We start from the raw sequence: 26,551 nt of genomic DNA, 5'->3' as shown, positions 1-26,551 counted from the left end.
GCCCGCACGGGCCCGGCCGGTCACCAGCCCACGGCCTGCCCCGGTGGAACGCCTCCACCGCCGGGGCAGGCCGTGCTCGTCAGGAGGCCGGCAGGTCCAGCCGGTCGGAGCGCGTGTAGGCGGTGAACCGGCCGCCGCGGCTGAACCCGACCAGGGTCATCCCGGCGTCGTCGGCCAGCTCGACGGCCAGAGACGACGGTGCGGACACCGCGAGGAGCGCCGGGATGCCCGCCAGCCTGGCCTTCTGCACCAGCTCGAACGACGCCCGGCCGCTGACCTGCAGGACGTGACCGACCAGCGGCACCAGCCCCTCGCGCAGCGCCCAGCCGACGACCTTGTCGACGGCGTTGTGCCGACCCACGTCCTCGCGGACGACGACGAGCTCGCCGTCGGGGTCGACCAGGCCGGCCGCGTGCAACCCGCCGGTGGAGTCGAACGCCGCCTGCCGCTCGCGCAACCGGTCCGGCAGCCCGGCGACGAGCGCCGGGTCCAGGCGCAGCGGGTCGGTCGAGACGTCGAACCGGGCCACCTTGTCGACGGCCTCCAGCGACGCGCTGCCGCAGACGCCGCAGGCCGACGAGGTGTAGACGTGCCGCTCCAGCGACGGGTCGGGCGGTGGCACGTGCGGGGCCAGGACCACGTCCACGGCGGCGTCGAGCGAGCGGACGGTCACCACGTCCTCGGCGGCGCCGATCACCCCCTCGCCCACCAGGAACCCCAGGGCCAGGTCGATGTCGTGGCCCGGCGTGCGCATGGTGACGGTGAACGCCTTGCCCGACAGCCGCACCTCCAACGGCTCCTCGACCGCGAGGGAGTCGGGGCGCTGCGTGGTGGCCCCGGTCGTCGTGTCGTGGCGCAGGACGCGGCGGCGGGTCGTCATCGGCACCTGGCGAGTATGCGGCCGGCGTCCGCGGGGTACCCACCCGACGACGGCGACGACCGTTCGTCGTGCCAGAGGTACCGCTCGTCGCACGGGAGGCGCCGGAACGCGTCCCCGAATTGCTTGCAGTTTGAACCACACGTACACAGACCCGTCAGCCCGACCGCGTGGACCTCCGTCCACGGCCAGCACCGGAGGAGCAAGGATGCTCGCAGTTCTCGACCGTGAGAGGACCGTCGCCGGTCCCGGATTCAACCGGTGGCTGGTACCCCCGGCCGCCCTGGCCGTGCACCTGTCGATCGGCCAGGTGTACGCGTTCAGCGTCTTCAACTCCCCCCTGGAGACCCGGTTCGGCGTCGAGGCCACGCCCGTCGCCGTGATCTTCTCGATCGCCATCGTCATGCTCGGCCTGTCGGCCGCCTTCGGCGGGACCTGGGTCGAGCGCAACGGCCCCCGCAAGGCGATGGCCCTGTCGGCCACCTGCTGGAGCCTGGGCTTCCTGGTCGCCGCGGTCGGTATCTCCTCCGGCCAGCTCTGGCTGGTCTACCTGGGCTACGGGTTCCTGGGCGGCATCGGGCTGGGCATCGGCTACATCTCGCCGGTGTCGACGCTGATCAAGTGGTTCCCGGACCGTCCCGGCCTGGCCACCGGCCTGGCCATCATGGGCTTCGGCGGCGGCGCGCTCGTGGCGTCCCCGCTGAGCAACCGCCTGCTCGGCGTGTTCGCCGAGAACCCGGAGGACGCCCTGGTCCCGGTGTTCCTCGTCCTGGGTGTCACCTACGCCGTGCTGATGAGCCTGGGCGCCTACTTCGTGCGCGTCCCGGCACCGGACTGGCGGCCCGAGGGCTGGACCCCGCCCGCCGCCTCCGAGACCTCCGCCATGCGGACCACGGCCAACGTGAGCGCGACGAACGCCATCCGGACCCCGCAGTTCTACCTGCTGTGGGTCGTGCTGTTCTGCAACGTCACCGCCGGCATCGGCATCCTCGCCCAGGCCTCGCCCATGATCCAGTCGTTCTTCGGCGACTCGGTCGGCGCGGCCGAGGCGGCCGGGTTCGTCGGCCTGCTCAGCCTGGCCAACATGGCCGGGCGCATCGTCTGGTCCTCGACGTCGGACGTCATCGGCCGCAAGAACACCTACATCATGTACCTGGGCGTCGGGGCGGTCCTGTACCTGCTCGTGACCCTGTTCGGCACGCTGTCGCTGCCGGTGTTCGTGCTGCTCACCGTGGTCATCCTCAGCTTCTACGGCGGCGGGTTCGCGACCATCCCCGCCTACCTCAAGGACATGTTCGGCGGGTACCAGGTGGGCGCCATCCACGGCCGGCTGCTGACCGCCTGGTCCGCCGCCGGTATCGCCGGGCCGATCATCGTCAGCTCGATCATCGACCTGCAGACCCGTCGGGGCGCCGAGGGTGCCGACCTCTACACGCTGTCGCTGTCGATCATGGTCGGCGTGCTGGTCGTCGGCTTCGTCGCCAACCTGCTCGTCCGCCCCGTCAGCAGCCGCTTCCACGAGCCGTCCACCGCCGCCGAGCCCGCCCTCGCCGGCGAGCGCTGAGACAGGAGCCCGCCATGAACGACGAGACCGGCACCCCCCGTCAGCACTCCAGCGCCTCCGAGGCCGCCGAGCGCACCGCCGCGATCGCCCTGTGGGTGCTCGTCGGCGTGGCCCTGGTCTACGGCGTCGGCGAGACCGCGGTCCGCGTCGCGGCCCTGTTCGGATGACCGCACACTCGAGGTAGACCCGTACGGCCCGAACGGCACCGACCCAGAGGAGAACCACCGTGGCCACCAAGGCCCCCCGCGAGGACTTCGACGACAGCGACCTGACCGTCGAGGAGCGCAAGGAGTACGCCGCGGGGGTCCCTGCGGTGGCCAAGTCGCTGCAGATGTCGTGGCAGCAGATGGGCACGGTCCGCACGGGCCGCACCCTGCTGCGGCTGAACCAGAAGCACGGCTTCGACTGCCCCGGCTGCGCCTGGCCGGACCCGGCCGACCGGTCGCCGGCGGAGTTCTGCGAGAACGGCGCCAAGGCCGTCGCCGAGGAGGCGACGCTGCGCCGCGTCACGCCGGAGTTCTTCGCCGAGCACTCCCTCGCGGACCTGGAGACCAGGACCGACTGGTGGCTGGGCCAGCAGGGCCGCATCACCCACCCGGTCATCCGGCGCGAGGGCGCCAGCCACTACGAGCCCATCGAGTGGGACGCGGCATTCGACCTGGTGGCCGAGCACCTGAACGGCCTCGACAGCCCCGACGAGGCCGTGTTCTACACCTCGGGCCGGACCTCCAACGAGGCCGCGTTCCTGTACCAGCTGATGGTGCGCGGCTACGGCACCAACAACCTGCCCGACTGCTCCAACATGTGCCACGAGTCCTCCGGCTCCGCCCTGGGCGAGACCATCGGCGTGGGCAAGGGCTCGGTCATGCTCGAGGACCTGTACGAGTCCGAGCTGATCGTCGTGGCGGGCCAGAACCCGGGCACCAACCACCCGCGCATGCTGAGCGCGCTGGAGAAGGCCAAGAAGAACGGCGCCGTGGTGGTCGCGGTCAACCCGCTGCCCGAGGCCGGCATGATCAAGTTCAAGAACCCGCAGAAGCCGCTCAGCCTGGTCGCGGGCACCGAGCTGGCCGACGACTTCGTCCAGGTGCGGGTCGGCGGCGACATGGCCCTGTTCCAGGCCGTCGCCCGGCTGCTGCTGGACAAGGAGCGCGACAGCCCCGGCAGCGTCGTCGACCGCGCGTTCGTCGAGGGCCACACCACGGGCTACGAGGAGTACGCCGCGAACCTGGCCGAGCTGGACTGGGACGAGGTCACCACCGCGACCGGGCTCAGCCGCGAGGCCATCCAGGGCCTGGCCGACCGGTTCGCCGCCTCCAGGCGCACCGTCGTCTGCTGGGCCATGGGCCTGACCCAGCACAAGCACTCGGTCAAGACCCTGCGCGAGGTCGTCAACCTGCTGCTGCTGCAGGGCAACATCGGCCGACCGGGCTCGGGCGTCTGCCCGGTCCGCGGCCACAGCAACGTCCAGGGCGACCGCACCATGGGCATCTTCGAGCGGATGCCGTCGTCGTTCCACGACGCCCTCGACAAGGAGTTCGCCTTCGCCTCGCCCCGCGAGCACGGCATGGACACCGTCGCGGCCATCGAGGCCATGCGCGACGGCAAGGCGAAGGTGTTCATGGGGATGGGCGGCAACTTCGTCCGCGCCACCCCCGACACCGACGTCACCGAGGCCGCGCTGCGCGGCTGCGCGCTGACGGTGCAGGTGTCCACCAAGCTCAACCGCTCGCACGTCGTCACCGGCGGCACGGCCCTGATCTTCCCGACCAAGGGCCGCACCGAGGTCGACGTGCAGCGCTCGGGCGAGCAGGTCGTCACCGTCGAGGACTCGATGAGCGCGGTGCACGCCACCCGCGGTCGGCTCGCACCGGCTTCGGACCACCTGCTGTCCGAGGTCGCCATCGTCTGCCGGCTCGCCCGCCGGGTCGTGGGCGACCGGGTCGACGCGGACTGGCAGGCCTTCGAGGACGACTACCGCACCATCCGCGCCCGGATCGAGCGCGTGGTGTCGGGCTTCGACGACTTCGAGGCCAAGATCGCCCGCCCGGGCGGGTTCGTCCTGCCCCATGCCGCGCGCGAGCGGCGCTGGAACACCGAGTCCGGCAAGGCGCTGTTCACCGCCAACGACCTGGAGTACCCGCACGTGCCGGCGGGGCGGCTGCTGCTGCAGACGCTGCGCAGCCACGACCAGTTCAACACCACGATCTACGGCCTGGACGACCGCTACCGCGGCATCAGCGACGGCCGCCGGGTGGTGTTCGTCAACCCCGAGGACCTGGTCGAGCTGGGCCTGGTCGACGGCCAGCACGTCGACATCGTCAGCGAGTTCACCGACCACGAGCGGGTGGCCGAGAACTTCCGGGTCGTGACGTACTCGACGGCCAAGGGCTGCGCGGCGGCGTACTACCCCGAGACCAACGTGCTGGTCCCGCTCGGGCACAAGGCCGACATCAGCGGGACCCCGGCCAGCAAGTCGCTGGTGGTCCGGCTTGTCGCCCGCACCGACGCTCCCGTGCCGGTGGCCCGCTGAGCCCGCAGGACGCACCCGCTGCCCCGGTCGACCCGCACGGGCCGACCGGGGCGTCCCGGTCCCCCGGCGGTCGGGACCACGGGCCCGGGGCCGACGTGACCGAGGCGCGCGACCGGGCCCACCGGCTCGGCACGCACCGGCTGCCGCCGCCGGTGGGGCTCGCGCCGGCGGACGCGCTCGGGGCCGTCCTGGCCGAGGCGTTGCGGGCCCGCTCCGACGTGCCCGCGGCGGACGCCTCGGCCATGGACGGCTTCGCGGTGTCGGGGCCCGGGCCGTGGCAGGTGCGCGGGCGCGTCCTGGCCGGCGGTGCGCCCGCCGCGGCGCTGCAGCCGGGGGACGCCGTCGAGGTGGCGACCGGCGCCCTGGTCCCGGCCGGCTGCGAGCGCGTGCTGCCCGTCGAGGTGGTCGACGTGGCCGCGGGCGTGCTGCGCCTGGTCGGCGACGAGCCGGGGCGGCGGCACGTCCGGCCCCGGGGCGAGGAGTGCGTGCAGGGGGAGGAGCTGCTGCCGGCCGGTAGGCGGGTGACCGCCTCCGTAGCGGGGCTGGCCGCCGGGACCGGCACCGACGTGCTGCAGGTCCGCCGCCCGCCGCGGGTGCACGCCCTGGTGACGGGGGACGAGATCGTCACCTCCGGGCTACCGGTGCCCGGCCAGGTGCGTGACGCGGTCGGCCCGCTGCTGCCCGACGCGGTGCGGACCCTGGGGGGCACGCTCAGCGCGTCGGAGCGCTGCGGCGACGCGGTCGGCGAGCTGGACGCCGCGCTGGAGACCATGCTGGCCAGCGACGCCGACGTGCTCCTGACCTGCGGCATGGCCGGCGCCGGGCCCGCCGACCGGCTGCGGCCCTGGCTGGCCCAGGTCGGGGCGCGGCTCGTGGTCGACGGCGTGGCCGTCCGGCCCGGTCACCCGCAGGTGCTGGCCCAGCTGCCCGACGGGCGCCCGCTGGTCGGTCTGCCCGGCAACCCGCTGGCCGCCGTGGCCGCCCTGCTGGTGCTGCTCCGGCCCCTGCTCGCGGGCATGACGGGGGCCGAGCCGGGACCGCCGCCGCACGCGCTGCTCACGGGCTGGCAGCCGCGCGGTCGGCCGGTCACCTCGCTCGTGCCCGTTCGCCACGCCGGCCCGGGCCGGGTCGAGCCGTCCGGGCCCGCCGGCCCGGCCCAGCTGCGCGGCCTGGCCGCCGCCGACGCCGTCGCGCTCGTGCCGCCCGGCTGGGACCCCTCGACCCCGGTCGAGCTCCTCCCCCGCCCCTGACGCAGAGTGCCGTCGCGTCGGGAACGAGACGACGCAACGGCACCTTGCGTCGGATAGACCGACGCCGAGTGCCGTTGCGTCGGAAACGGGGGGCCGCGTCAGGGGACGACGACGACGGACATCCGGCCGGTGCCGTAGCGGGCGATGTCGACGCTGATGTCGTCGCGGGGGGCGGTGCGGACGGCGAGCTCGCGGACGTCGGGGCGCAGCTGCTCGCCGGGAGGGAACGTGGCGTACAGCTTGAGGTGCGGCGCCCGGACCTGGTTGAACAGCGAGGCCATGATGTTGAGCACCTCGGTGCAGTTCTCCAGCAGGGTCGCCGGCAGCGTGCCCTCGTCGATCGCGTCCTGCGCGCCGCCGGGCGGCACGAGGCCGAGCGCCGCACCGCTGTACGCGGCCAGGCGCAGGTCGAAGGCGATGACGGCCCGGCTCTTGAGCTCGGCGTCGACGTAGAGCCCGACCACGGACCCGGAGTCGCCGCCGACGGCGACGGGCTCCGCGCCGGAGGCGACCTCGATCTCCTTGCCGGTCAGGTCGCCGAGCAGGTCTCGGACGGACTTGAGCGTGGGGACGGGGACGACGAGCGGGGTGATGGTGAAGGCCACGGCGTGGGCTCCTCGGGGTCTGGCTCAGCCCAGGATGGGGCTGAGCGTGTCGGCGAAGGTGTCGGCGTTGAAGGGCTTGGCGATGAGGAACAGCGCGCCGGCGCCGGAGGCCCGCTCGCGCATCTCGGGCGAGCCCTCGGAGGTGACGAACCCGAACGGGGTGTCGTCGCCGCGGGCCCGCAGGCTGGTGAGGAAGTCGATGCCGGTCATCTCGGGCATGTTCCAGTCCGACAGGACGATGTCCGGGCGCTCGTTCGACACGGCGTCGAGCCCTTCGGCGCCGTTGGTGGCCTCGACGACGTCGACGCCGTCGAAGCCCGCCTGGCGCAGGGTGCGGACGACGATCTGGCGCATGACGCGCGAGTCGTCGACGACGAGGACCTTCATGACGTGCCTCCGGGAGCGGTCTCGAGCGTGACGAGCAGGGTGTGCTCGCCCCACAGCAGGGTCGCCGAGGCGACCGCGTCGTACGGGTCGGTGGGGGCGACGGTGACCGAGGGCAGACCGAGGTGGTGCTCGCCCTCCAGCATGGCCTTGACGTTGCCGCCGATCATGTTGGCCAGCTCGCCCGTCGCGTCGTGCACGTCGGCCTCGACCACGTCGCCGGGCGCCATGTCGAGCATGCGCGCCGCGGCCGCCGAGGCGGCCTGCGCCGGCAGCGACACGTTGATGCGGCCCGCGTGCGGGCCGTGGATGAGGATGGTGCCGACCACGACGCCGTCCGGACCGGGGTCCAGCGGGGCGCCGTACAGGTCGACCAGCGGCAGCTCGGCGTCCACGAAGGACTCCCAGACCGCCTGCGTCAGCTCGGCGAGGACCTCGCCGTCGACGCTCACGCGCCGACCCCCGCCGGGACCAGGCCCAGGTAGCGGAGCTTGTCCGCCATGGCGTCGGCCGTGAACGGCTTGATCAGGTACTCGTGCGCCCCGGCGGCCAGCGCCCGGACGATCTGCCCGTGCTCGCTCTCGGTCGTCACCATCATCAGGGTGATGTCGCGCCAGCGGCGGTCGGCCCGGATGGCCGAGACCAGCTGCAGGCCGTCCATGACGGGCATGTTCCAGTCGATGCAAGCCAGCTGAGGGACCGTGTCGGCCGCGGTCAGCTGCTCGAGCTCGGCGAGAGCCGTGGCGCCGTTGTCGGCCTCCGCGGTCTCGAAGTGCAGGTTGGTGAGGATCCCGGCGACGATGCGGCGCATCGCCCGGGAGTCGTCCACGACAAGGGCGTGCATCAGCGGCCTCCGTAGCTGGGGGTGGTCGGGTGGCGGGGCTCGAACGAGGTGGGGCTCGTCCGGGCGGGGGTGGGCAGGGGGGGCAGGGTGACCCGGGGGTGGGTCCGGGGCGCCGGCGGGGCCGCGAGCGGTGCGCGCGGCGGTGCGGCCTGGGCGGGGACGCCCGCCCGGGGCCGGGGCGGGGCCAGGGGCGTCGCGCCCTCCGGCCGCAGGACCGACGTGCTGGAGGCCTGCTCGCGGTACCAGCCGACGTCCATCCCCAGGGCGGTCTCGGCCGCCCCGAGGAACAGGAAGCCGTCGGGGCGGGTGACGCCGCGGGTGCGGCGCAGGATGTCGGACTTGGTCGCGCCGTCGAAGTAGATCAGCACGTTGCGGAGCATCACGACGTCGAAGCGGCCCAGGTCGGTGAACGGCATCGCGAGGTTGCCCTCGCGGAAGCTGGTCATGGCCTTGAGCTGCGGCGAGACCTGCCAGTGCGACCCGTCCCGGACGAACCAGCGGACCAGGTGGGGCGCGGGCATGCCGCGGTTGACCTCGAGCTGGGAGTAGCGACCGGCCCGGGCCCGCTCGACCATCGCGGGCGACAGGTCGGTGCCGACGATCTCGACGCTCCAGCCCGGTGGCAGGACCTCGGTGCAGATCATGGCGATGGAGTAGGCCTCCTGGCCCGACGAGCAGGCGGCCGACCAGACCCGCAGCCGGCGCTCCGCGGCGCGCTCACGCACCAGGGCCGGCAGGACCACGGTGCGCAGCGCCTCGAACGGCCCGTTGTCCCGGAACCACGACGTCTCGTTGGTGGTCATGGCGTCGACGATCAGCCCGGTGACGTGGCGGTCGCCGGCGCGGGCGCGGGCGACCAGGTCACCGACGGAGGCGAAGCCGCCGCTGCGCACCAGCGGTGCGAGCCGGGTGTCCAGCAGGTACTGCTTGGACTCGTCCAGGACGATGGCCGAGCGGCGACGGACGAGGTCACGGAGCCAGACGGCGTCCGCCGGGGTCATGGGGACCGGCCGGCCGGGAGCTGTCCCGGCGGCGGTGCGGTGCTCAGGCACGGGCCTCTCCTCTCGAGGGTGCGGTGGTGGCGAACGCGGCGGGCCTGAGGGGGCCGCCGACGGCGTGGACGATCGCGGGCCCGATGGCGGGCAGCGGCATGACGGAGCCGGCCAGGCCGGCGCCGACGAGGCTGCCGGGCATGCCCCAGACGACCGAGGTCGCCTCGTCCTGGGCCCACAGGGTGGCGCCGGCGGTGGCCAGGTCGACGGCACCCGCGGTCCCGTCGGAGCCCATGCCGGTCAGCACGACGGCCAGCACGCCGCCCCCGACCGCGTGGGCGACCGAGCGGAACAGGACGTCGACGGCCGGCTTGCAGAAGTTCTCGGGCGGGGCGTCGCTGAGCCGGCTGACCAGGCGACCCTGCTCGCGGGCCACCTCCAGGTGCCGGCCGCCGCGGGCGATGACCACGGTGCCGGGCACGAGCGGCTCACCGTCGACGGCGTGCTGCACCCGGATGGCGCAGGTGCGGTCCAGCCGCTCCGAGAGCAGCTGCGTGAACTCCGCGGGCATGTGCTGGACCACCACGACCGGGACGGGCAGCGACGCCGGCAGGGCGCCGAGCACGTTGGCCAGCGCCTCCGGCCCACCGGTGGAGGAGCCGATGGCCAGCAGCGAGGGTCGACGCAGCAGCACGGGTCCGCGGCCCGCACCGGCGGCGGCCTGGGCGGGGACGGCCGTGCGGGCCGCGGCGGCGCGGGCCGCGGCCAGCGCGCTGCGCGGGGCGGGGGCACCAGGACGGGCCGGCCGTCCGGCCAGCGCGCGCACCTTCGGGATGAGCTCGCGGCGGACGGACTCCAGCCCGTTGCCCACGGCCGAGGCCTGACCGGGCTTGGTCACGTAGTCCGTGGCGCCGGCGTCCAGCGCCTCGAACGTGGCGCGGGCGCCGCGCTCGGTCAGCGTGCTGAACATGATGATGGGGGTGCGCCGGTCGGTGGTGCGGATCTCGCGCACCGCCTCGATGCCGGTCATGACCGGCATCTCGATGTCCATGATCACGACGTCCGGCCTGAGGCGGCGGACCGCCTCGACGCCGAGCCGGCCGTTGCTGCTCGTCGCGACCACCTCGATGTCGGGGTCGGTCTGCAGCACGTCGGACACGAGCCGTCGGACCACGACCGAGTCGTCGACCGAGACGACCCGGATCTTGGGTTGGCCCTGTGCCACCGCGGTCCTCCATGCACGACCGGCCACTGGGGCCGCTAGGTCATGAGATCGGCACCGGCGGGCCGGAGTTGAGGATCCAGGAGGGTGACGGACGACGCTCAGCCGTGCTCGAGCGCCTCCAGCAGGTCGGCGGTGAGCACGGTCCAGCTGTCGGCGCCCAGCACGTCGGCCACCACGTGGGCCTGCACGGCGGCGCTGCAGGTGTTCCACACCCCGGCCAGGCAGTGGGCGGGGGTCACCCCGGCGGCGGCCAGGCACCGGACGAGGTCCAGCTGGGCCGCGGCGGCCACGCGGGTCCGCCCGGTGGTCTCCACCGCCCAGGCGGCGGAGTGCATGTGCTCGGCCCACACGTGCGGCGCGGGCCCGTGCGTCAGCAGCAGCCGCGTCGGGTCGTCGACGGCGGCCAGGGCGCCCAGCAGGTCGGCGGTGGGGCCGGTGACCGACACCGGGTCACGACCGCGCACGGCGTCCCCGGGGGCCGGCGCCGGGGGCAGGGCCGGCGGCTGCGGGGCGGGCGGGTCGAGCCGGTGGCGCAGGGCCCGGGCCAGCACGGGGCCCGCCGGGTCGGGGCCGGCGACGACCACGGCGGCCAGCAGCGCGTCGGCGAGCAGCTCGCCGCGGCGGACGACGTCCGCGTCGAGCACCTGCGGTGCGGCGTCGCCGGCACCGGTCGGCCGCCGTGCGGCGGCCCCGGCGGGCAGCTCGGTGGCCAGGTCGGCGGCCAGCGCGGTCAGGTCGGCCACGGTGCCGAACGACACGGCCCCCAACCGGCGCAGCATTCGCCGCAGGGTGCGGGCCAGCTCGTCGCCGTCCGCGTCGGCCGCCTCCGCGGCGCGGTCGGTGACGTCGACCACGGTCGGGCCACCGGGACCCACCAGGGCCCAGGCCCGGGTACGGGCGGGGGGCAGGTCCACCGGGGCCCGCACGGGGGCGGGGCCGGCGGCGGCCGGGGGCGGCGCCAGCAGGCCCCGCAGCAGGACGCCGGCGGCCTCGGCCCCGCCCGGGGTGCGGGCGAGGTCGAGGCCGAGGGCGCTGGCGTTGGTCAGGCTGTAGACCATGTCGTCATCGTGACCCCTGCCCGGCCCGTGGGCACCCCCCGGAGGCGCGCTTCACGCCACCGGGTGAGCGGCTCGGACGGACGGGGACGGACCGACGACGGACGGTGACCCGGCCGGGCTCACGGCCCGGCCGGGTCGGTGACCGCTCATAGCGTGAAGCGGCGGACCGTGGCCTCCAGCTGCTCGCTCAGCGCGCTCAGGCCACGGGTGTGGTCCGCGCTGGTCTGGGCCTGGGCCGAGGACTGCTCGGCCGCGGCCGCGACCGCGGTGATGCCGGCGCCGATCTCGCCGGAACCGGCGGCCGCCTCGGACAGGGACCGGCCCATCTCCGACGTGGTCGCGGTCTGCTCCTCCACCGCCGAGGCGATGGTGGTCTGGATGTCGTGGATCCGGGCGATCGTCGACTCGATCTTCTCGATCGCGACGGCGACGTCGGAGGAGTCCGCCTGGATGGCGGTGACCCGGCGGCCGATGTCCTCGGTGGCCTTGCCGGTCTGGGTGGCGAGCTCCTTGACCTCGGTGGCGACCACGGCGAAGCCCTTGCCGGCCTCACCGGCGCGGGCGGCCTCGATGGTCGCGTTGAGCGCCAGCAGGTTGGTCTGCTCGGCGATGGAGGTGATGACCCGGACGACCTCGCCGATCAGCTGGCTGGACTCGCCGAGCCGGACGACGATCTCGTTGGCCTCGCCGGCCACCGTGACGGCGTCCCCGGCGACCGAGGCGGCCTCCTGGGCGTTCTGGGCGATCTCGCGGATGGACTGGCCCATCTCCTCGACGCCGGCGGCCACGGTCTGCACGTTGCGGGTGACCTGCTCGGCGGCGGCGGCCACGACGTTGGCCTGCTGGCTGGACTCCTCGGCGGCCGCGGCCACCTCGGTGGAGGAGCCGCTCATCTGCTCGGCGGAGCTGAGCAGCTCGCCGGCACCGGCCTGCACCTGGCCCATCGACTCCCGCAGCGTGGCGGCGAGGCCGTCGACGGCGGTGCCGATCCGGCCGACCTCGTCGGTGCGGCCCATCTCGGCCTTGACCCGCAGGTCGCCGGCGGCGAGCGTCTCCAGCGCCTTGACGGTGGACAGCAGGGGCGGGGCGGTCAGGCGGTAGAGGTAGAACGAGGCGAGCGCGACCAGGAGCGAACCAAGGGCGACGCTGACCCAGAGGGTCAGGCTGCTGGTGTCGGCCATACCGGTCGCGCGGGTGTTGGTGGTCTCCAGCGACTGCTCGAGCGAGTCCTCGACCGCGCCGACGGCGTCACCTACGACGCCCTCCGCCTCCAGCACGTCGGGCCAGAGCTCCGACGTGCGGGCCGGGTCGGCCTCGACCGCGGCCAGGTAGGTGGCGTTGGCCGCGACGAAGGTGTCGAACTGCGGCTTGAGGCTGTCCACCAGGGCCTGCTCCTCGGCCGGGAGGCCGAGAGCGTCGAAGTTGGCGAACAGCTCCTCGACGGTGGCGGTGTCGTCGATCAGGTCGGCCTGCGCCTTGTCCACGTCGCCGCTCAGGCCGACGAGGTAGGAGCCGGCCTTGATCTCCGACGCGCGGTTGCCGAGCAGGAGCAGCTCGGTCTCGGCGAACGCGATCTTGCGGAAGTCGCCGTTGGCGTCGGAGCGGACGTTGCTCATGTACTGGTTGCTGGCCGCGATGCCCACCAGCACGAGCAGGGTGACGGCGGACAGCGCGACGATCTTGACGGCCAGCGACCAGTTGGCGATCGAGGGTCGACCGGCCTTCCGGGCTGGGGCGGCGGTGGTGCTCACGGGGTGCTCCTAGGGGGTCAGGCGGCGCGGGGTGGTTGGGGTGGGGTGGAGCGGGGGTGGCGCGGGTGCGCCGGCAGGTCAGCGGGCGGGGGTGTCGCCGTCCTTGCGGATGGCGGTGACCCGGGCGACGTCGAGGATGAGCAGCAGGGAGTCCTCCAGCTGGCAGGTGGCCCGCAGCTGCTCCCGGGCGACGCCGGTCAGGGTGGTGGGGACCGCCTCGTGCCCGGCGCGCGGCACCTGGACGACGTCGGCGATCTTGTCCACGAGCAGGCTCGCGGAGCCCTCGCCCGAGCGGACGACCACGTTCATCCGGCGCTCGGTGGGGGTGCGCCCCAGGCGGGCGCCCAGGTCGATGGCGGTGACGATCTGGCCGCGCAGGTTGATCAGGCCACGGATGGCGGGGGGCGCCAGCGGGATCGGGGTCAGGCCCGGGTTGCGCAGCACCTCCTGCACCGCGAGGGCGTCGATGCCGAGGTACAGCTCGTCCACCCAGAAGGTGCAGTACTGGATCAGGTCGCCGGCGACCTCGCCCCCGGCGCGCGGGGCGGTCAGCAGGTCAGTGGACATAGGACAGCTCCTCGGTGGCGAACGGGGCGGCCAGCGCGGAGACGTCGAGGACGTCGGTGATGTGGCCGTTGACGACGAGCGAACCGAGGCTGCCGCTGCGGGCGCCGATCGGTGACAGCACCAGCGGGACCTCGACGATGTCGACGATCTCCTTGACCCGGAGACCGACCAGGCGCTCCCCGTGCTGGTAGACGACCAGGGTGACCGTGGGCACGTGGCCCACCACCGCCTCGCCGTAGGACTCGGAGTCCGGCGGCCCGCCCTGGCTGGGCACGAAGCCGCCGCCCCAGCCGCCGCCGTCGACCTCGACGACCGGCAGCAGGTCGCCGCGGTACTGCACGACCGTGGACGAGCCGACGTGCTCCAGGGCGGTCACCGGGACCTCCTCCAGGCGGGCGACCTTGTCCAGCGGCACGGCCACGTTGCGGGCCCCGTCGGTGCGGACGACCAGCAGGCTGGTCAGGTCCGACTCCTCGCCGGTCAGGCCGGCCTCCTGCTGCATGGTCGAGGTGATGCTGGCCGCGGAGTGCGACACCCGACCGGCCCCGGCCAGGCCCAGCACGTCGAGGATGAGCGCGATGCGCCCGTCCCCCATGACGGCGGCCCCGGCGAACAGCTGCAGCGAGGTCAGCGCGGCCCCGAGCGGCTTGACGACGATCTCCTGGGTCTCCAGGACCTCGTCGACGACCAGGCCGAACTCGTTGTTGTCGCTGCGCAGGACCGCGATGGTGGCCTCGGCGCGGCGCTCGGAGTCCGCCCCCAGCTGCTCACCCAGGTCGAGCAGGGGCAGCAGCCGGCCGCGCAGGCGGTGCACCGGCACGCCGGCGACGTACTCCACGCCCTTGGTCGGGTCGTCGGGGTTCATCCGGACGAGCTCGAGCAGGTTGGCCTGCGGGATGGCGTAGCGCTCCTCGCCCTGCCGGACGATGAGGGCCGGGATGATGGCCAGCGTCAGCGGGATGGTGACCCGCATGACCGTGCCGTGGCCCGGGGTGCTGGTCAGGTCGACGCTGCCGCCGATCTTCTCGATGTTGGTGCGGACGACGTCCATGCCCACGCCGCGGCCGGACACGTTGGTGACCGCGTCGGCGGTGGAGAAGCCGGGCCGGAAGATCAGGTCCAGCACGGCCCGACGGCTCATGGCCGCGAGCTCGTCGGCGGTGACCAGGCCCTTCTCGACCGCCTTGCGGCCGATCATGTCGGGGTCGATGCCCTTGCCGTCGTCGCCGATCTCCATGACGACCTGGCCGGACTCGTGGTAGGCCCGCAGGGTCAGGGTGCCGCGGCGCGCCTTGCCGGCCGCCTGCCGCACGTCGGGGGTCTCGACGCCGTGGTCGATCGAGTTGCGCACCAGGTGGGTCAGCGGGTCCTTGACCGCGTCGAGCAGCGTGCGGTCGAGCTCGGTCTCGCGACCGTGCATCACCAGGTCGATCTCCTTGCCGCACTGCGCGGACAGGTCACGGACGACGCGGGGCAGCTTGGCCCACAGGTAGTCCATCGGCTGCATGCGCGTCTTCATGACGGCCTCCTGCAGCGAGGAGGAGATCAGGTCCAGGTGGTGGGCGGAGCGCACGAGGTCGGTGTCGGAGGAGTCCGCGGCCAGCTGCAGCACCCGGTTGCGGGACAGCACGAGCTCGCCCACCAGCTGCATGAGGTTCTCGAGCACGTCGACGTCGACCCGGATCGAGGAATCGACGGCCGAGCGCTTCTTGGCGTCGGCGGGGGCCTTGCCGGCCGGAGCGGCGGTCTCGGGCTCGACCTCGACCGCCTTGGCGGGCGCGGGTGCCGGCGCGGCGGAGGCCGGCACGGCGGGGGCGGGAACGACCGGGGGCACCGGGGCCGCGGCCTCGGCCGTCACCTCGGGCTCGAGGTCGGCCACGGGCTCCGCGTCGACGAGCGCGGCGGTCGCGGGCTCGACGGGCGCGGGCTCGTCGGCCGGCTCGGGCGCGGGCTCGTCGGTGGGCTCGGGCTCGGCGGCGGCGACCGGCTCGGCGACCGACTCGGCCACGGGCTCGGCCACGGGCTCGGGATCGACGACGGCCTCGGGTCCCGCGGGCTGCTCGAGGATGGCCCGGACGGCCTCGACGGTCGCGCTGACGTCGCAGGCCTCGTCGACGCCGACGGACTCGATCTCGGCCAGCACGGCCCGGACCGCGTCCACCATCAGCAGCAGGACGTCGGTGGTGCGGGCGTCGAGCGTCCGGTCGCCGTCGCGCAGCTTGGCCAGCAGGTTCTCGCCGACGTGGGTGACCCGCTCGAGGTTGCCGAAGCCGAGGAACCCGCTCGTGCCCTTGATGGTGTGGATCGTCCGGAACACGCTCGCCAGCAGGTCCCGCGAGTGCGGGTCCTGCTCGAGCTCGACGAAGTCACGGTCGAGCTGGTCCAGGTTCTCGTGGCTCTCCACCAGGAACTCCTGGACGATCTCGTCCATCCCGTCGGCACTGTCCGTCACGCCGCTCACGAGGCCTCCATCGGGTACACGACGCGGTCACGGTGAACACGTCGATCCGATGATCGGCTCCGGCGGGGCCGGACCTTAGTGCAGCAGGGGCGTCGTCAGGGGGCAGACATCCGAACGGCCCCGAGCGGGTGCTCGGGGCCGTTCGGTCGGTGCCGGTTGGGTGGGGTTCGTCCTCAGCCCTTGACGCTGCCCGCGAGCAGGCCGCGGACGAAGTAGCGCTGCAGGGACAGGAACACCACGAGCGGGACGATGATCGTGATGAACGCGCCCGCGGTGAGCAGGTGCCACTCCGTGCCGCGGGAGCCGACCATCTCGGCCAGGCGGACCGTGAGCGGGGCCGTGGTCTGCGAGCTGCCGAAGGTGAGGGCGACCAGCAGGTCGTTCCAGACCCACAGGAACTGGAACACGCCGAACGCCGCGATGGCGGGGGTGAGCAGCGGCAGCAGGACCTGGAAGAAGATCTTGACGTGCCCGGCGCCGTCGACGCGGGCCGCCTCGATCAGCGACTTGGGGATGTCCCGCATGAAGTTGTGCAGCAGGAACACCGCGAGCGGCAGGGCGAAGATCGAGTGCGACAGCCAGATGGGCCAGAACGAGCCGTTCAGGCCCCAGTCGACGTAGTCGCGCAGCAGCGGGATGAGCGTGACCTGGATGGGCACGATCTGCAGCGCGAACACGGCGACGAACAGCCAGTCCCGGCCGGGGAACTCGATCCAGGCGAACGCGTAGGCGGCCAGCAGGGCCAGCGTGATGGGGATGACCACCGCCGGCAGGGTGATCACCAGGGAGTTGATGAAGAACGACGCGAAGTTGTTCTGCCCGCCGTAGAGCACCAGGTTGTAGTTGTTGGCGGTGAACTCGGGGTTGCTGAACCAGGTCCACCAGCCCGTGGTCTTGATGTTGGTCTCGGAGCGGATCGAGCTCAGCACCAGCCCGAAGGTGGGGATGGTCCACAGCACCGCCAGGACCACCGCGATCAACGAGGCCCAGGGGCTGGTCAGGCCCTTGCGGACCTTGCGGGCCCGGCCCTGGAGCTGGCCCTTCTCGGCCGTGCGCCCCGCGACGAAGTCGCTCTGCTTGTCACCCGGCGCGGTGGACGCGCTCGGCTGGGACCCCTGGTCGCGGTCGGTGGTGCTCATCGGACCTCCTCCGAAAGCCGCATCTGCCTGACGTTGTAGACGACGATCGGGATGACCAGCACGAACAGGATCACCGCGAGCGCGGCGCCCAGGCCGATGTTCGACTGCCGGAAGGCCTGCGTGTAGAACTCGTTCGCGACGACCGAGGTGCCGAACTGGCCGCCGGTCATGGTGCGGACGATGTCGAACACCTTGAGCGTGCCGATGGCGATCGTGGTGAGCACGACGACCAGGGCCGGGCGGATGCCGGGGACGGTGACGTAGCGGAACATCTGCCCGCCGCTGACGCCGTCGAGCCGGGCGGCCTCGGTGATCTCGTCGGGAATGGCCTTGATGGCCGCCGACAGGATCGTCATCGCGAAGCCGGTCTGCACCCAGATGAACACGACGATGAGGAAGAACGTGTTCCACGGGCCGTTGAGCAGGAACTGGTAGGGCTCGAAGCCCAGCCAGACCAGCACCTGGTTGGCCAGGCCGATCTGCTGGTTGTCGCCGATGTCGGCTCGGAACTCGTAGATGAACCGCCAGATGATGCTGGCGCCGACGAGCGAGATGGCCATCGGCAGGAAGATCAGGGCCTTGGCGAGCGCCTCGACCGGGGACTTGTCGACGACGACGGCGTACAGCAGGCCCAGGAACGTGGCCGCGACGGGGACGATGAGCACCCAGATCACGGTGTTCAGCAGGACGGTCCGCAGGTCGTTGGAGGTGAACAGGTCGACGAAGTTGCCGAAGCCGACGAAGTTGGCCCCGGTCCGGTCGAAGAACGACTGGTAGATGGTGATGACGGCCGGGCGGATCAGGCCGAAGATCAGCAACGCTGCTGAGGGGCCGACGAAGGCCACGAAGGCCAACCAGTTCGGCATGTTCTTGGGCCGGTCCACGGCGAAGAGAAGGATGCCCATGACGGCGACGAACAGAGCGATCGCCACCACCATCACGAGCAGCTTCTCCGGGGCCGTGCCGGCGTCGGTCAGGAAGTCCATGTCCGCGCATCTCCTCGTCGTGATGTCGGAAGGGCGATCGGGCGGGGCGGGGGTGCCGGGCGTCGAGCGCCTCGGCGGGTGGCGCAGGGGGCGGGCGGGTGCAGGGGGGCTCGCGTGACGCTACTCGCGCACCCCCCGACCGGGAAGGTCCGCGGCACCCCCCTCACGAGGCGGGGTGCCGCGGACCTTCAGCGGGTCACTGCGGCCAGGAGGCCTCGATGGCGTCGAGGACCTCGGCGTCGGCCTTGTCCTCGGCGATCCACGCCGTCATCTCCGTCCAGAACGAGCCGGCGCCGACGGCACCGGGCATCAGGTCGGAGGCGTCGAAGCGGAACGTCGTGTCCTCGCTGGTGAGCAGCTCGGCCGACAGGGTGTCGATCGGGTTGGTCAGGTTGGCCGTGTCCAGCTCGCTGTGCGGCGGGATGAACTGGCCGCCCTGCGCCCGCAGGTTGATGAAGTCCGAGGACGTCATGTACAGCTGGAACGCCTGGACCTCGGGGCGGTCGGCGAAGGCGCCGACGAACTCACCGGCACCGAGGATCGGCTCGCCGGCCGACTCCTCGATCGGGGGCAAGTAGAACGCGAAGACGTCGCCGTCCTCGGCCACCTCGGTGCCCTCGGGCCAGTTGGCCGCGTAGAACGAGGCCTGACGGTGCATGAAGCAGGAGCCGTCGAGGACCGGCAGGCCGCCGTCCTGGAACGTGGTGGAGGCGATGGACTGCACGCCGCCGATGCCGCCGTTGACGTAGTCCTCGTTCTTGAGGATGCCGCCGACGGTCTCCAGCGCCGTGGCCACGGCCGGGTCGTTGAAGGGGATCTCGTGGTTGACCCACTGGTCGTAGACGTCGGCGCCCGCGGTGCGGAGCATGACGTCCTCCATCCAGTCCGTGGCCGTCCAGCCGGTGGCGTCGCCGGAGCCGATGCCCGCGCACCAGGGCTTGACCTCGCCGCCGGGGTTGTCCGCCACGATCTGGTCGGACAGGGCGAGCATGTCGTCCCAGGTCTCGGGGACCTCGTAGCCGGCCTCTTCGAAGGCGCTCGGCGAGTACCAGACGAACGACTTCACGTTGGCGCTGTTGGGCGCGGCGTAGAACTCGTCGTCGACGGTGCCGTACTGCTTCCAGTCCGGGCCGTAGAACTCGTCGACCGCGGCCTCGACCGCGTCGGGGGCCGGCACGACGCTGCCGGTGTCGCGGACGATGGTCTGCAGCAGTCCGGGCTGCGGGAACAGCGCGATGTCCGGCGGGTTGCCGCCCTGGACGCGGACGAGCAGCTGGGCCTCGAACTCGGCCGAGCCCTCGTAGTTCACCGTGACGCCCGTGCACTCCGTGAAGGGGGCGAACGCGTCGATGTAGGGCTGGTCCTCGGGGGCGAGGATGGAGGTGTAGAGCGACACCGTGGTGCCGTCGATCTCACCGAACTCCTCGTAGGGGGCGCAGTCGATGCCGGCCGAGGTGTCGACGCCGCCGTCGCTTCCACCGCTGGCGTCACCCCCGCTCTCGATCGCGTCCGCGCCGCACGCGGCCAGCAGCAGCGTCATGCCGATGCCGGCGCTCGCTGCAGCAGCGACACGCCTGTTCAGGCGGTTGCGCATGGGTGTGCCTCCTCGTTGATGGCTCTCGTCCGGCCGCACCTGTGCGGACCTGGTTCGACGTACGGGTCATGTAAACGCTTGCACCTCGCGAGATACAAGGGCTTCGTGTCACGCCGCCGTAACGATCCGGCAACATGACGGAACTGCAGGCCAGAAGGGTCCGGATGCGTCCGTTTCGTCCCGGTCTGCTACTGGTGGGCACGTTCCCACCAAGGGGTCCGTCAGGTCGGCGGAGCGGTCGTCCCCCGCACCACGAGCCTCGTCTGGAGCAGCTCGACCCCCTCGCCGGCGACCGTCGCGGCGCCGTCGCCGCCCTCGAGCGCGGCCAGCAGCCAGCGGGTGGCCAGCTCGGCCTGCTCGGCGACGGGCTGGGCGATGGTGGTCAGGTCGTGCAGCACGGCGTGCGGGTGGTCGTCGACGCCGATCACCGACACCTGTCCCGGCACGTCGACGCCCGCCACCCGCAGCTCGTGCAGCACCCCGATCGCGACCTCGTCGGAGGCGCACACCAGCGCGGGGGGCAGCTGGCGCCGGCGCAGCAGGTCGCGACCGACCCGGCGGCCGTCGGCCACCGTCAGGTCCGCGCTCACCACCTCCTGCTCCACCAGGCCGTTGGCCGCGACCGCCGCCTGGTAGCCGCGGTAGCGCTCCTGCGGCGGGGCCCAGTCGGCCGGCGACAGCGACCCGCCGACGAACGTGACCTCGCGGTGACCGAGGTCGACCAGGTGCTGGGTGGCCGCCCGACCGACCGCGACGTCGTCGATACCCACGGACCGCAGGCCGGGCACCACGCCGCCGACGTAGACCAGGTCGTGGCCGAGGCCCTGGAGGGTGGTCAGCTCCGCCGGCACCAGGGGCAGCGTGAGCACGATGGTCGCGTCGACCCGCTTGCGCAGCAGGTCGGCCTCGAGCATCGGCCGCGACGGCGGCAGGGTCCGGGCCGGGCCCGGGGTGGTGCGGCCGCCGGGCGGCAGGATGACCAGCAGGACGTCGTAGCCGTGGGTGCGCAGCACGGCCTCGACCGTCTCGATGCAGACCGCGAAGAACCACCGCGACACGTGCGGGGTGAGCACGCCGATGGCCTTGGTGCGCCCGCTGGCCAGGCTGGCGGCCGCGGCCGAGGGCACGTAGCCCAGCGCCTGCGCGGCGAGCTGGACCCGGGCACGGGTCGGCTCCGCCACCGAGGCCAGCCCACGGAGCGCCCGCGACACCGTCGCGGTCGAGACACCCGTGGCGCGGGCCACGTCCTCGATCGACGCCACCGTCAGCCTCCTCGCCTGTGATCACGGATTGTGCACCGTGTCGGGCGAGAAGTGAACGCGGGAGGGGCCCGGCCGGTCGCCGGTCCCCTCCCGCACCGCTCGGGCGGGGGCGCGAGGGCTCAGCCGACGGGCTGGACGTCGGCCTTCGCCCGCTCCATGGCCAGGCGCACGACGTTGACGAGGGCCTGCTTGGTGGCCGCGCGCGAACGGGCGTCGGTGTAGAGCAGCGGGACGTGGGCCGGCACCTGCAGCGCCTCGCGGACGTCCTCCAGGTGGTGCTTGGCCACGCCGTCGAAGCAGTTGACCGCCACGACGAACGGGATGCCGCGGGACTCGAAGTAGTCCACGGCCGGGAAGCACTGCTCGAGCCGGTCGGTGTCGACCAGCACGACGGCGCCGATCGCCCCGAGCACCAGGTCGTCCCACATGAACAGGAACCGGTCCTGCCCGGGGGTGCCGAACAGGTACAGCCACAGGTTGCCGGGCAGGCCGATGCGGCCGAAGTCCATGGCGACCGTCGTGGTCGTCTTGCGGTCGCTGACCCCGCCGGCGTCGTCGACGCCCAGGCTGTGCTCGGTCATCGCGGCCTCGGTGGACAGCGGCTCGATGTCGGAGATCGACCCGATGAACGTGGTCTTGCCGACCGCGAAGCCGCCGGCGACCACGATCTTGACGACCGTCGGGGCGACGACCTGATCGGGTACCGCCCCCACCGGGGCGGCCAGGTCAGAGGGATGAGATGCCATCGAGAACACTCTCCAGAACGCTCAGCGAGATCGTGGACGACGAGTTGGACGTGGACGAGGTGAGCCCGTGGACGCGGACCTGGCCGGACTCCAGCAGGTCTCCCACGACGATGCGGACCACCCCGACGGGCAGCTTGAGGTGGGCGCCGATCTCGGCGACCGACTCGAACTTGTCGGCGCACAGCTCGAGGATCCGGCGCTGCTCGGGGGTGTCGGACACGCTGGGCCGGGCCACGGCCTGGACCAGCGCCTCCAGCGGCAGGGAGGCCCCGTTGGCGTGCCGGGTGCGGCCGCGCGTCAGGGCGTAGGGACGGACGTGGAAGTCGTCGCCGTCGGCGTGGCGTGGGCCCGGTACACCGGGCCTGCGTCGCTCGTCCACGAGCCTCAGCCGACCGTGGTCCGGGTGGCGCCCGAGACGGGCAGGCGGGAACGCATCTCGCCGACCAGCTGGGGCGTCAGGGTCTGCTCGGTCCGGCTGACCAGCAGGGCCATCTCGTAGCCGATCAGGCCCACGTCGCAGCCGGCGTCGGCCATCACCGCGATGACGGAGCCGTCGGAGACGACCATCGAGAACAGGAACATGGAGTCCATCTCGACGATGGCCTGGCGCACCTCCCCCGCGTTCAGCTGGCGTGCGGCGCCGCGGGTGAGGGACGAGATGCCCGACACGATCGCGGACAGCTGGTCGCCCTGGGTGCGGTCGAGCTGGTCCGACATCGCCATCAGCAGGCCGTCGGCCGACACCACGAGGGTGTGCGTGACGCCGGGGACGCTGCGGACGAAGTTGTCGAGCAGCCAGCTGAAGTTGGTCGCTTCGGTGCTCATCGTGGTCACGGTCCGGGTCCTCCGTCAGTCGGTGGTGCGGGTGTCGGTGGTGCTGGGATGGGTGCTGCTGGTCGGGGGCAGGGACGCGTCGGCGTCCTCGCCCCGGCCACGGGTGACGCCCGACTGGAAGCCGGACAGCATGCTGCGGACGTCGGCGGCGCTGCGCTGACGGCGTTCGGGAGCGGGCCCCGTGGGCGTGTGGACCTTGGCGGCCTCGCTGGCCGCCGGCTGGCGGCGGACCAGCGGCGCGGGGCCGCTGCGGCCCTCGACCGCGCTCGGGCTGTAGGCCGACAGCCGGCTCAGCTCGCTCAGCGCCTCCGAGGCCAGCATGGAGCGCTGGCGCACGGAGTCGCCGTCGGGCAGGGCCGTGGGGGCCGCCGGGGCGGGTGCGGCCGCGGGGGCCGGTGAGCCGAACAGGCCGGCGGTGGGGACCGAGGACTGCGCGGGGGTCACGAAGGCCGCGGCCTCGGGCAGGGTCTGGGGCGCCGGCCCGGCACCGGCGACGGGGGCCGGCGCGCCGACGGGTCCCGGCCGCGGACCGGCCACGGGGCCGGTCGGGACGACCGGGGTGGCCGGCACCGGGGTGGGCGTCGGCGCGACGGTCGGCGCGGGCTTGGCGCCCCCGCCGAACAGGCTGCGACGGCCGCGGCGGCGGGCGCCGCCGGGCAGGATGTCGACGGGCTGCGCCAGCGCGGGCCGGGGCGGCTCGACGGGCGCCGGGGCGACCGGGGTGGGACGGGCGGCCGCAGCCGGGGCAGGAGGCGCCGTCGGTGCGGCCGGGGTCGCGGGCCGGGGTACGGGCGACGGCGTCGCAGCTGCGGGAGCCGGTGCCGCAGCTGCGGGAGCCGGTGCCGGTCGGGAGACCACGGGCGCCGGGGTCGGGGCCGGGGTGGCTGCGGGAGCCGGTGCCGGTCGCGAGGCGAGGGGGGCCGCGACGTCCGGCGCGGCCGGAGCGGCCGGACGCGGGGTCGGAGCCGCGGTCGGAGCCGACGCCGGGACAGGGGCCGTGACCCGCGACGCGAGCGGGGGCGTGCTCGGACCGGCGGCGGGAGCCACCGGTGCGGGCGCCGGGGCGACCGCGGTGGCGTCGGGTGCGGGCACCGGGCGGTCGGGGACGGACGGGGACGAGGGGACGGCCGGCGCGGTGCTGCCCGCCGGGGCGTCCAGCCCGTCGCGACGCGCCCGGAAGGCGCCGAAGAGACCGGCCCGCCGGGGCGGGGTGCCGCCGCGGCCGGAGCCAGCACCGGACGTCACGTCGCTGCCCTGGCCGGCCGCGGCACCGCCGTCGGGGACGGCCGTGCGGGGCCCGCCCTGGGCCGGGACCTGGCGGGGCCCGGTGTGGGCGACGGGAGCGGTCGGGGAGGCGGAAGGCGCGGACTGGGTCGCGACGGCCAGGTGACCGCCCCGGGTGGCGTCAGCGGCCTGGTCGGGTGCCGCGGGGGCGGCCGGTTCGCGGCGGGCCCGGGTGGGCAGCGCGGGGCCGTCGCCGCTGACCACCGGGCTCAGCGCGGGGGCGTCCCCGGTGAGGTCGCCCGTGGGGTCGGCCTGCGCCCGGGCGGGGGCGACGGGCGGGGCCGGCGCGACGGGAGCCGACGCGACGGGAGCCGGTGCGGCAACCGGTGCGGGGGCCGGTCCGGGGGCCGGTGCGGCGGGAGCCGGTGCGGCTGCGGCCGGCTGGCCGCGACGGGGCAGGGTGGGGCCACCGGGGGTGACCGTGACGGCCGGCGCGACGTCCGCCTCGGGGGCGGACGACGGCATGGCGATCGGGGTGCCGGGGGCGCGACGAGCGGCGGGGACCGGGGCCGGGGTCGCCGGCCGGGCGGGAGCGGCAGGACCGACGGGAGCAGCGGGACCGGCGGGAGCGGCGGCGCCCGGAGCCGTCGCCGGCGTGGGGCGGGCGCCGGGGGCCGGCGGGCCGTCCTGCTGCCGCGACGGCGGCAGCACGGGGGCGGGGGCGGAGCCCGGGGCCTCGGCCCCCGGCTGCGGCGTGACCGCCTTGACCGTGCCGGGCACGAACAGCGACGGCGGCAGCTCGACGGTGACGACCAGGCCCTTGGACGCCCCGCGACGGATGCCCACGGTGACGCCGAGGCGACGGGCCAGGCGGCCCACCACGAAGAACCCGAGGCGCTGCGAGGTCACGACGTCGTCGGCGCCGAAGTCCGAGATCTTGGCGTTGGCCGCCGCGATCTCCTCGTCGTTCAGGCCCAGACCCTCGTCGGTGACGGTGATGCGGATGCCCGCCGACGTCCGACTCGTGGCCACCAGCACCGGGGTGTGCGGCTCGGAGAAGTTGGTGCCGTTCTCGAGGATCTCGGCCAGCAGGTGCGCCAGCTGCAGCGACAGGTGGCCCATGGTGGGCGGGTCCACCTGCAGGGCCAGGTTGACGCGCTCGTACTGCTCGATCTCGCTGGCGGCGGTGCGGATCACGTCGGACAGGGCCAGCGGCTGGCGCAGCCGGCGGCCGGCGTCGATGTTGGCCAGGACCAGCAGCGACTCCGCGTTGCGGCGCATCCGCGTGGCCAGGTGGTCCAGGCGGAACAGGTTCTCCAGGGTGTCCGGGTTCTCCTCCTGCTGCTCGAGCTGGTCGATGAACGACAGCTGGCGCGACAGCAGGACCTGGTTGCGGCGGGCCACGTTGACGAAGGTCTCGGCGATCGAGCCACGGAGCGCGGCCTGCTCCTCGGCGACCTCGACCACGGTGGAGTTGACGGCGTTGAACGCGGCGGCCAGGCGGGCCACCTCGTCGTCGCCGTCCACGGCGATGTGCGGCAGCTCCACGTCGGGCATCTGGCCGGGGCTGCGCATCTGCTCGACCATCTGGGGCAGCTGCTCGCGCACCGACGTGGCGGCGGCCGTCAGCTCACGCAGCGGCCGGGCGATGCGCCGGGCCAGGACGAGCGACAGCAGGACCGTGACGCCGACGCCGAGCACGGCGGCCGCGACGGCGAGCGTCGCCAGCAGCGAGGCGCGCTGGGACACCGCGGCGGCCCTGGCCTCGACGTCGCCGGTGATCTGCGTCAGGGCGGTGTCCAGCCCGGCGACGCGACCCTCGGTGGTCTCCAGCCAGATCTCGGGGGTCAGGCCGGTCTGGCCGACCGTGGCCGGCGAGCTGAGCGCCACGCGGGCCCGGCCGATCGACCAGACCTCCTGGCGCTGCATGCCCATGAGCTCGGCGGCGTCGCCGGCGGCCTCGGAGCCCACGGCGAACTCCCAGGCGGCGATCTCCTCGGTCTGGGCCTCGGCCAGGGCGGGGAACGCCCGGCTGTCACCGGCGGTCGCGGCGCGCGCCAGGATCCGCAGGCCGATCTCCTGCTCGCGCAGGGCCAGGTCGCGCGTGGTCAGCAGGTGGCCGAAGCCTGCGAGCAGCTCGGCGGTCTCCTGGTCGGCGACCCCGGCCCCCACGCGACCGGGCATCGCCAGGTCCTCGCGGAGCACGTCGTCGAAGTCGGCCATGACGTCGTCGAGGGAGGCGCCGCCGCCGTCGACGCGCTGGCGGATGATGCCGAGCTCGACGTGGGCGCTCTGCACCCGGTCCAGGGCGCTCTCGGCCTGCGGCGACAGCCGCTCGAAGCGGATCTCGGCGACCGCCTCGCGCGAGGCGGCCAGCCCCTCGTCGACCTGGGCCCGGACCTGGGGCAGGGCCTCCAGGGCGGCCGGGTCGTCCTGGATCGCGGCGGCGGTGACCGCCCGCTCCGTCTCGATCCCGCGCACCAGCGTGCCGAAGTCCGCACCGATCGCGGCGATCTTCTCGACCTCGAACGCCTGGCGGGCTCGGTCGACCTGGGCCGCGGCCAGCAGCCCCGCCGTGATGCCGAGCAGCACGAGGGGCAGGACCAGGACCGCGAGGATCTTCGACCGGATACCGGCAGAGCGCAGCATGGCGAG

Annotated in this window: 23 protein-coding genes; 4 read left to right on the top strand and 19 right to left on the bottom strand. The window is 73.7% G+C overall.

All coding sequences use genetic code 11. The features are described 5' to 3' along the window. Positions 1-79: 79 nt before the first annotated feature. Complete coding sequence (gene fdhD / locus SJY06_RS03340) at positions 80-880, bottom strand: formate dehydrogenase accessory sulfurtransferase FdhD (RefSeq protein WP_380169666.1); 801 nt, start codon at positions 878-880, stop codon at positions 80-82. Between the two features lie 205 nt (positions 881-1,085). Between fdhD and SJY06_RS03335 the strand changes: the two genes are divergently transcribed. From SJY06_RS03335 to SJY06_RS03320, 4 genes are all read left to right on the top strand, one after another. After that, positions 1,086-2,441: an OFA family MFS transporter gene (locus SJY06_RS03335; RefSeq protein ID WP_380164619.1), complete on the top strand. Its 1,356-nt coding sequence runs from the start codon at positions 1,086-1,088 to the stop codon at positions 2,439-2,441. Positions 2,442-2,455: 14 nt separating this feature from the next. Further along, positions 2,456-2,608, top strand: coding sequence for a hypothetical protein (locus SJY06_RS03330; protein ID WP_380164617.1), 153 nt, complete (start codon positions 2,456-2,458; stop codon positions 2,606-2,608). A 59-nt stretch (positions 2,609-2,667) separates the two neighbouring features. Beyond that, on the top strand, positions 2,668-4,974 hold the full coding sequence (locus tag SJY06_RS03325; protein ID WP_380164615.1) for an FdhF/YdeP family oxidoreductase: 2,307 nt from the start codon (positions 2,668-2,670) through the stop codon (positions 4,972-4,974). Between the two features lie 95 nt (positions 4,975-5,069). Continuing rightward, the gene (locus SJY06_RS03320) at positions 5,070-6,224 is read left to right on the top strand and encodes a molybdopterin molybdotransferase MoeA (protein WP_380164613.1); all 1,155 of its coding nucleotides are present in this window, start codon (positions 5,070-5,072) and stop codon (positions 6,222-6,224) included. Between the two features lie 98 nt (positions 6,225-6,322). Here the strand turns inward: SJY06_RS03320 and SJY06_RS03315 are convergent, their stop codons facing one another. From SJY06_RS03315 to SJY06_RS03230, 18 genes are all read right to left on the bottom strand, one after another. Further along, positions 6,323-6,829 (bottom strand): hypothetical protein, encoded by a 507-nt coding sequence (locus SJY06_RS03315; RefSeq protein ID WP_380164611.1) that lies wholly within the window; start codon positions 6,827-6,829, stop codon positions 6,323-6,325. Positions 6,830-6,853: 24 nt separating this feature from the next. Further along, positions 6,854-7,216 carry a response regulator gene (locus SJY06_RS03310; protein WP_380164609.1) on the bottom strand — a complete coding sequence of 121 codons (363 nt, stop codon included), beginning with the start codon at positions 7,214-7,216 and terminating at the stop codon, positions 6,854-6,856. Beyond that, complete coding sequence (locus tag SJY06_RS03305; RefSeq protein WP_380164607.1) at positions 7,213-7,665, bottom strand: chemotaxis protein CheX; 453 nt, start codon at positions 7,663-7,665, stop codon at positions 7,213-7,215. The genes SJY06_RS03310 and SJY06_RS03305 overlap by 4 nt, the downstream gene beginning before the upstream one ends. Further along, positions 7,662-8,057 carry a response regulator gene (locus SJY06_RS03300; RefSeq protein ID WP_380164605.1) on the bottom strand — a complete coding sequence of 132 codons (396 nt, stop codon included), beginning with the start codon at positions 8,055-8,057 and terminating at the stop codon, positions 7,662-7,664. The genes SJY06_RS03305 and SJY06_RS03300 overlap by 4 nt, the downstream gene beginning before the upstream one ends. Continuing rightward, a complete protein-coding gene (locus tag SJY06_RS03295) occupies positions 8,057-9,109 on the bottom strand; it encodes a CheR family methyltransferase (protein WP_380164603.1) in 1,053 nt (350 codons plus the stop codon). Before SJY06_RS03295 ends, SJY06_RS03300 begins: the two co-directional genes overlap by 1 nt. After that, a complete protein-coding gene (locus SJY06_RS03290; protein WP_380164601.1) occupies positions 9,102-10,274 on the bottom strand; it encodes a chemotaxis response regulator protein-glutamate methylesterase in 1,173 nt (390 codons plus the stop codon). The genes SJY06_RS03295 and SJY06_RS03290 overlap by 8 nt, the downstream gene beginning before the upstream one ends. A gap of 98 nt (positions 10,275-10,372) precedes the next feature. Next, a complete protein-coding gene (locus tag SJY06_RS03285) occupies positions 10,373-11,332 on the bottom strand; it encodes a hypothetical protein (protein ID WP_380164599.1) in 960 nt (319 codons plus the stop codon). A gap of 146 nt (positions 11,333-11,478) precedes the next feature. Beyond that, positions 11,479-13,083 carry a methyl-accepting chemotaxis protein gene (locus SJY06_RS03280; protein WP_380164597.1) on the bottom strand — a complete coding sequence of 535 codons (1,605 nt, stop codon included), beginning with the start codon at positions 13,081-13,083 and terminating at the stop codon, positions 11,479-11,481. A 78-nt stretch (positions 13,084-13,161) separates the two neighbouring features. Next, positions 13,162-13,650 (bottom strand): chemotaxis protein CheW, encoded by a 489-nt coding sequence (locus SJY06_RS03275; RefSeq protein WP_380164595.1) that lies wholly within the window; start codon positions 13,648-13,650, stop codon positions 13,162-13,164. Next, positions 13,640-16,111, bottom strand: a complete 2,472-nt coding sequence (locus SJY06_RS03270; RefSeq protein WP_380164593.1) for a chemotaxis protein CheA — start codon at positions 16,109-16,111, stop codon at positions 13,640-13,642. The genes SJY06_RS03275 and SJY06_RS03270 overlap by 11 nt, the downstream gene beginning before the upstream one ends. Positions 16,112-16,284: 173 nt before the next feature. Continuing rightward, complete coding sequence (locus SJY06_RS03265; protein ID WP_380164591.1) at positions 16,285-17,250, bottom strand: carbohydrate ABC transporter permease; 966 nt, start codon at positions 17,248-17,250, stop codon at positions 16,285-16,287. Beyond that, positions 17,247-18,236 (bottom strand): carbohydrate ABC transporter permease, encoded by a 990-nt coding sequence (locus SJY06_RS03260; RefSeq protein ID WP_380164589.1) that lies wholly within the window; start codon positions 18,234-18,236, stop codon positions 17,247-17,249. Before SJY06_RS03260 ends, SJY06_RS03265 begins: the two co-directional genes overlap by 4 nt. A gap of 196 nt (positions 18,237-18,432) precedes the next feature. Then, positions 18,433-19,830 carry an ABC transporter substrate-binding protein gene (locus SJY06_RS03255; RefSeq protein ID WP_380164587.1) on the bottom strand — a complete coding sequence of 466 codons (1,398 nt, stop codon included), beginning with the start codon at positions 19,828-19,830 and terminating at the stop codon, positions 18,433-18,435. A 221-nt stretch (positions 19,831-20,051) separates the two neighbouring features. Further along, positions 20,052-21,092, bottom strand: a complete 1,041-nt coding sequence (locus tag SJY06_RS03250; protein ID WP_380164585.1) for a LacI family DNA-binding transcriptional regulator — start codon at positions 21,090-21,092, stop codon at positions 20,052-20,054. A 119-nt stretch (positions 21,093-21,211) separates the two neighbouring features. Next, on the bottom strand, positions 21,212-21,757 hold the full coding sequence (locus SJY06_RS03245) for an ATP/GTP-binding protein (protein WP_380169665.1): 546 nt from the start codon (positions 21,755-21,757) through the stop codon (positions 21,212-21,214). A 61-nt stretch (positions 21,758-21,818) separates the two neighbouring features. Continuing rightward, positions 21,819-22,217: a DUF742 domain-containing protein gene (locus SJY06_RS03240; protein ID WP_380164583.1), complete on the bottom strand. Its 399-nt coding sequence runs from the start codon at positions 22,215-22,217 to the stop codon at positions 21,819-21,821. 5 nt (positions 22,218-22,222) lie between these two features. Beyond that, positions 22,223-22,663: a roadblock/LC7 domain-containing protein gene (locus tag SJY06_RS03235; protein ID WP_380164581.1), complete on the bottom strand. Its 441-nt coding sequence runs from the start codon at positions 22,661-22,663 to the stop codon at positions 22,223-22,225. Positions 22,664-22,687: 24 nt separating this feature from the next. Next, positions 22,688-26,545 carry a nitrate- and nitrite sensing domain-containing protein gene (locus SJY06_RS03230; RefSeq protein WP_380164579.1) on the bottom strand — a complete coding sequence of 1,286 codons (3,858 nt, stop codon included), beginning with the start codon at positions 26,543-26,545 and terminating at the stop codon, positions 22,688-22,690. Positions 26,546-26,551 lie beyond the last annotated feature (6 nt).

Origin of the sequence: Jannaschia sp. R86511, assembly GCF_042466345.1 — a bacterium.
Taxonomy (GTDB): domain Bacteria; phylum Actinomycetota; class Actinomycetes; order Actinomycetales; family JBBAYJ01; genus Aquipuribacter.
This window is presented reverse-complemented; position numbering and strand designations above follow the sequence as displayed.

Coding starts and splice junctions, on each gene's coding strand:
- SJY06_RS03255 (WP_380164587.1), bottom strand. CDS start 19,830: ATGCGCAACCGCCTGAACAGGCGTGTCGCTGCTGCAGCGAGCGCCGGC.
- SJY06_RS03275 (WP_380164595.1), bottom strand. CDS start 13,650: ATGTCCACTGACCTGCTGACCGCCCCGCGCGCCGGGGGCGAGGTCGCC.
- SJY06_RS03285 (WP_380164599.1), bottom strand. CDS start 11,332: ATGGTCTACAGCCTGACCAACGCCAGCGCCCTCGGCCTCGACCTCGCC.
- SJY06_RS03330 (WP_380164617.1), top strand. CDS start 2,456: ATGAACGACGAGACCGGCACCCCCCGTCAGCACTCCAGCGCCTCCGAG.
- SJY06_RS03260 (WP_380164589.1), bottom strand. CDS start 18,236: ATGGACTTCCTGACCGACGCCGGCACGGCCCCGGAGAAGCTGCTCGTG.
- SJY06_RS03265 (WP_380164591.1), bottom strand. CDS start 17,250: ATGAGCACCACCGACCGCGACCAGGGGTCCCAGCCGAGCGCGTCCACC.
- fdhD (WP_380169666.1), bottom strand. CDS start 880: ATGACGACCCGCCGCCGCGTCCTGCGCCACGACACGACGACCGGGGCC.
- SJY06_RS03310 (WP_380164609.1), bottom strand. CDS start 7,216: ATGAAGGTCCTCGTCGTCGACGACTCGCGCGTCATGCGCCAGATCGTC.
- SJY06_RS03235 (WP_380164581.1), bottom strand. CDS start 22,663: ATGAGCACCGAAGCGACCAACTTCAGCTGGCTGCTCGACAACTTCGTC.
- SJY06_RS03335 (WP_380164619.1), top strand. CDS start 1,086: ATGCTCGCAGTTCTCGACCGTGAGAGGACCGTCGCCGGTCCCGGATTC.
- SJY06_RS03230 (WP_380164579.1), bottom strand. CDS start 26,545: ATGCTGCGCTCTGCCGGTATCCGGTCGAAGATCCTCGCGGTCCTGGTC.
- SJY06_RS03300 (WP_380164605.1), bottom strand. CDS start 8,057: ATGCACGCCCTTGTCGTGGACGACTCCCGGGCGATGCGCCGCATCGTC.